The 5,738-nt window shown below is 46.3% G+C and carries 3 protein-coding genes; 1 reads left to right on the top strand and 2 read right to left on the bottom strand.

Annotated features, from left to right (window positions below; all coding sequences use genetic code 11):
- Nucleotides 1-378: 378 nt before the first annotated feature.
- Entirely contained in the window at nt 379-1,674 is a 1,296-nt protein-coding gene (locus PX484_RS22790; protein WP_288105642.1) for a Glu/Leu/Phe/Val family dehydrogenase, read from the bottom strand.
- Nucleotides 1,675-1,941: 267 nt separating this feature from the next.
- Nucleotides 1,942-4,212: a S8 family serine peptidase gene (locus PX484_RS22785; protein WP_288105641.1), complete on the bottom strand. Its 2,271-nt coding sequence runs from the start codon at nt 4,210-4,212 to the stop codon at nt 1,942-1,944.
- Nucleotides 4,213-5,486: 1,274 nt separating this feature from the next.
- Here PX484_RS22785 and PX484_RS22780 point away from each other — a divergent pair.
- On the top strand, nt 5,487-5,738 hold a 252-nt coding region (locus PX484_RS22780; protein ID WP_288105639.1), incomplete at its 3' end, for a response regulator transcription factor.

Genomic DNA, 5,738 nt, shown 5'->3' with positions numbered 1-5,738 from the left:
GAGGTAGTCAGTTACCTAATTTTCAGGGAAAAAGTACCTGAATTTTACCCCCGATCCCTCCAATGGTCGGCACTTTTTGAGGTCAAAAAAGTCTAAAAGCCTTATCCAACAAGGTTTTTAGATTTATTCAGCAAGCCCTATTTAGCAGATGGATATTCTGATCCTATCAGTCGGATAGGTTCTTGCTCTTGCTGCACACCATTCCCCCGCGTAAATGACTAGGGATTCTAAGCGGCTGCTAGGCAACGTCGATTTATCGGGTTGCCTAGGATCTTTTTAGCCGACCAGAATCTTAATTTTTGGCTAGGAATCTGCTTCTCTGGGATTTTTAAAACCTAGAGCCAAACCCACTTAACGCCCTGAAAAAGACAATAGCTTTTATGCTCCCGTCTTATTTTGATAATAGTCGCGGGTTCCCTTGGCATCTAGGGCTTCTCCGAGACGAGCAATCGCCTGGGCGTAGGCGGCGTTACGCAGAGATATATCGAACTCCTGGGCGAAAGACCAGACTTTTTCCGCTTCTGTCACCATTCTTTCTTTTAAGCGCTCATTTATCTCGTTTAATTGCCAATAAAGACCGCTGCGATTTTGCACCCATTCAAAATAACTCACCGTTACCCCACCCGCGTTAACCAGAATATCGGGGAAAACGAGAATCCCTTTTGAGTCTAAAATGCGATCGGCTTCTGAGGTAGTCGGACCATTGGCCACTTCAAAGATATATTTTGCCCGCACGCGATCGGCATTTTCGGCGGTAATTTGGTTTTCTAGGGCGGCTGGAATCAAAATATCTACATCTAGGGCTAATAATTCTTCATTACTAATCGCCTCGTGTTCTACGATATTACACACAGTACCCTCACAGTAAATAGCAGTAATTCCGCGATGTTCCTGTTTATACTCACGAATGCTGGCAATATCTAGGCCTTTTTCCCGATAAATGCCGCCCTGGGAATCACTTACCGCCACCACTTGATAACCGGCTTTGGCGAGGAGATCCGCTACTACGGCCCCAGCGTTACCGAATCCTTGGACGGCTACGGTAGTATTAGCGGGTTTTTTGTCTAATTTCGGCAAAAGAGAATGAATAACATGAAAAGCACCCGTTCCCGTCGCCGTATCGCGACCACGACTGCCTCCCATGGTTAAAGGTTTCCCCGTCACCACCGCCGGACTAATTTTACGCTGAATGATGCTGTACTGGTCCATCATCCAACCCATGATCATCTCGTTGGTATAGACATCGGGGGCAAGAATATCCACATCGGGACCAATAAAGTCGGCTATACCCTCGATATAGCCCCGGCTAAGGCGTTCTAACTCGGCTTTTGACAATTCTTTCGGATTGAGGGTAATGCCGCCCTTAGCCCCACCAAAGGGCAAATCCAGCAGGGCGCATTTAAAGGTCATCCAAAAGGCCAGGGACTGCACCTCATCAATGCTGACGTTGGGATGATAGCGCACCCCTCCTTTGCCAGGGCCGCGGGTGTCATCGTAGCGGACGCGGTAGCCTTGGAAGATTCTTAAAGTGCCGTTGTCCATACGGACGGGTATGGAGACGCTGAGACTAGCTTTGGGATATTTTAACCGCTCGATCGCATCATCGGAAATGGAGACATACTTAAGGGCCCGTTCTAGGCGACTGCTGGCATCGGTAAAGAGTGATTTCGACATGATTTTTTTCCCCCTATCTATCCCCATTAGAACATGGAAAAAAAGTATATTTGGCTACAGTTTATTTTTCTTAATTAACCATGGGCGGGAATCGCCGAGTATTGGAAATTTTAGTACAAATGCTCGAACTGCCTCTCACTGCTCCGCAGCTCCGGCACTCCCCTGCAATCTTAACGAGTGATTTAGATAATGAGATACAGGAATCAGGCATCAGCTTTTCGCTGATGCCTGAAGATAAGAAATCTGAGGCCGAAAAACAGCCAAGTTTTAGGCGACATTACCAGCTGTGTCCGTAATAATTTGACGTACTTGAGCATCGGTCAGATTCGGATTGGCACTCAACATTAGGGCCACCACTCCGGCCACATGGGGTGCTGCCATGGAGGTTCCACTCAAGAAACCATAGCCACCATTAGGGAGAGTAGAATACACTTGTACGCCTGGAGCGGTGACATACCGCATCGAAGAATTGGAGCCAGCACGATTGGAGAAGGAAGCCATCTGGTTAGAACTATTAACGGCACCTACGGCAAGACCCCAAGAGGTGGCATTGGAAGCGGGATAACCGGGTTGAGCTGCCCCCGCATTACCGGCGGCCATAACCACGATAACACCACGACTGCTGGCATACTGGAGGGCCGATTGAACTGCACTGTCAGTGCTACCACCCCCCAAACTCATATTAATCACATCGGCACCGTTGTCCACAGCGTAGCGAATTCCCTGGGCAACGCCACTATAGCTGCCACTACCGGAATCGCTCAAAACTTTCACCGGCATAATTCTGGAATTGTAGGCCACACCAGTGGCCCCGAAACCATTATTAGCAGCAGCAATGGTTCCCGCCACATGAGTACCATGGCGGTTGCCATCTAAAGTGTTATTATTGCCATTGGCAAAGTTCCAGCCATAAACGTCATCAACGTAACCGTTGCCATCGTTATCAAGGCCATCATTGGCAATTTCGCCCGCATTCGTCCAAATATTGCCCGCTAAGTCGGCATGATTGCGGTCAACTCCTGTATCTAGTACAGCAACGACGATTCCCTGTCCTGTATAACCGCTTGCCCAAGCCTCGGGAGCATTAACTAAGTTAACCCCCCAGTCATTAGCACCACCAAAAGTGGGAACATCGGCAAAAGGAGTTTGATTCAAGGCTCCAGCGACGGCTTTCGCGGCATTAACTAAACCGTATCCTGAAATGGCACTATATCCTGGTGTGACTGTGGCTGTGGTCGCCGAAACAGCGAGATTATAGTTGGTATCGCCAGTATAGGGATAGACACGAATGTAGTAGGTGCCTGCACTCAACTGACTGGTAATGCTCTCAGAAGCCGTACCAGCCCGAACCGAACTGGCAATGACAGAACCGCTACTATTTAACAGTTGCACGTCCGCGTCGGCGGTCATTCCAGTTAGACCAAGATTAAAGTTACCAGAATTAGCGAGGGTGAAACAATAGTAATCGTTGGTATCGGTGCTTCCTACCCAATCGGTGTAACTGGTGGTGCTGGAACCGACTGTAATCGCTCTGGCAGTGGCGAGGGTATTGCCAGCTAGGTCAACAGGAGCTAAAGGAGCGGCCGAAACAGCGAGATTATAGTTGGTATCGCCAGTATAGGGATAGACACGAATGTAGTAGGTGCCTGCACTCAACTGACTGGTAATGCTCTCAGAAGCCGTACCACCGTTAGTAGAGGAGGCAATAACAGAACCGCTACTATTTAACAGTTGCACGTCCGCGCCGGCGGTCATTCCAGTTAGACCAAGATTAAAGTTACCAGAATTAGCGAGGGTGAAACGATAGTAATCGTTGGTATCGGTGCTTCCTACCCAATCGGTATAACTGGTGGTGCTGGAACCGACTGTAATCGCTCTGGCAGTGGCGAGGGTATTGCCAGCTAGGTCAACAGGAGCTAAAGGAGCGGCCGAAACAGCGAGATTATAGTTGGTATTGCCAGTATAGCAATAGACACGAATGTAGTAGGTGCCTGCACTCAACTGACGGGTAATCCTCTCAGGGTTGCTACCACCCCGAAGCGAACTGGCAATGACAGAACCGCTACTATTTAACAGTTGCACGTCCGCGTCGGCGGTCATTCCAGTTAGACCAAGATTAAAGTTACCAGAATTAGCGAGGGAAAAACAATAGTAATTGTTGGTATCGGTGCTTCCTACCGAATCGGTGTAACTGTTGGTGCTGGAACCGACTGCAATCGCTCTGGCAGTGGCGAGGGTATTACTGGCTAGGTCAACAGAACTGGAAAAACTCACAAAATTACTTTGACCCGTTAAAAAATCATCGCCGTTAGGCCAAGAGGAAAGGGATTGGGATGATGGCCAGCGATTTTCTTGTCCTAGCTGGTATTCTTCCACAGAATTGCTGACAAAGTCAGAATCCATGCCCTGGAGACTTTTGGGGACAACAGGGGTAATCAAGTCGGAGCGTCCTAAACCTGATTCCACCACAAGGGTTGGTAACTGGAAGATATTATCTAAAACATTGCTGTCTGATAGGTTGAAATTTTGGTCAAACATACTTTTTCTCCTTGAGTGCTTCAGATGTGGGGTCAGGGGTCGGTTACTAACTGTCGATACTTATTTCTGGGGAGTTGGGGGTTATTTCGATCTGCGCCCTCCCTTTACCGTCGTATAGTATATAAGTCAGGTGAAAACTTTGACTGAATATATACTGGGGCTGCGATCTAATCTTATGCACTTAGTGGCTATGGTGGGAAGAATTGATGACTTATTCCCCGCTAGGAATTTCTGAAAATCTGAGGAATCTAGACTATCTATACAGTTATAGAGGTCGTTGGCGGCAAAGTTATCTATCATGGTGTTCCGGTCGTTTTTTAGTGGTTAGATGGCTGAGAGAACAATCAATAAGATATTATCAGACAGACAATATTTGTCAGCTTTTGGGTAAGTCCCCAAAAGAGTAGGCCAATTAAAATGGCTCTCTTGGACATTGGGTGAAAAATGTTCACCATGTCACATTAGGGGCGCAAGCATTGCGCCCCTACCGCCGCGAGTAATGTGATTGGTAGGGGCGTATAGCATACGCCCTTTCTTCGATAAGATTTGCTTATCACCATAACTCCAAGAGAGCCATTCAAATCTGAATTGGCGCATTACTGTCCGAGTTTGTACGCCAATTCAAATCTGGATTCCACCACACTCTGATCTTATTCCAGAGAATACCTTGAATGGGGTTCGATAGTCAAGACATTTTCGAGGAAGTATGAATTACAAATTATGAATTATAAATTATAAATTATAAATTATAGTTTATAATTTATGGTTCTTCGGTTTGTGTTATGCGATGGATGGGGTTACAAGGGATGAAAACCTTATATAGAAAGACATTCGGAGATTTATGTCAATTGTTTTCGATCTAGAACTAACTAATCAATTAAGTCTCTTGCCAGATAAGGATTTGGTCGATTTATGCCCCCCGATCAAACCATACCAAGTAACGAAGAACCTAAATTATGAACTATAAAGTCGGGAGTGGGGTGATGGGATTATAAATTATGAATTATAAATTATGAATTATAAATTATGAATTATAAATTAAGTAGTCGTGCAAAATTAATTTCCTAGTGAAGATAGGCAATAGGCAAGAGGTGGTTAGATATGTGTAATTAATTTTGCTTAGGTACTTATGAGGGAGATGGGGAGATGGGGAGATGGGAGCAGGGAGAAAAAAGCTGACAGCTAACGAATGTTACGATTGTTACAACATCTTGACATTAATTCTGATACCCTGACAATGTGTCAATCTGTGCAGTAATGGGGCAGAAACTCAGGTGGTATCGATCTATATTTCTATTGTTGAGGGCAACCCGCACTTGCGATCGCTATTAGCTTGGCATCTGCAACAGGCCGGTTATTTGGTCAATCAATCGGCAACCCTGCAAAGTGCGCGTCAAGCTTTCCTTCATCGTCAACCAACCTTAGCAATTATCGATTCCGACTTGCCGGACGGGGATGGAATCGAACTCTGCCGTTGGCTTTATCAACAAAAACAGTCTTTAATACTGATTCTCTCGGCCCGCAAT

It is taken from the genome of Microcystis sp. M49636_WE2, assembly GCF_030065375.1.
GTDB classification, from domain to species: domain Bacteria; phylum Cyanobacteriota; class Cyanobacteriia; order Cyanobacteriales; family Microcystaceae; genus Microcystis; species Microcystis aeruginosa_C.
This window is presented reverse-complemented; position numbering and strand designations above follow the sequence as displayed.

What these genes read in the sequence shown, in the direction of transcription:
- PX484_RS22790 (WP_288105642.1), bottom strand. Translation starts at nt 1,674, where the DNA reads ATGTCGAAATCACTCTTTACCGATGCCAGCAGTCGCCTAGAACGGGCC.
- PX484_RS22785 (WP_288105641.1), bottom strand. Translation starts at nt 4,212, where the DNA reads ATGTTTGACCAAAATTTCAACCTATCAGACAGCAATGTTTTAGATAAT.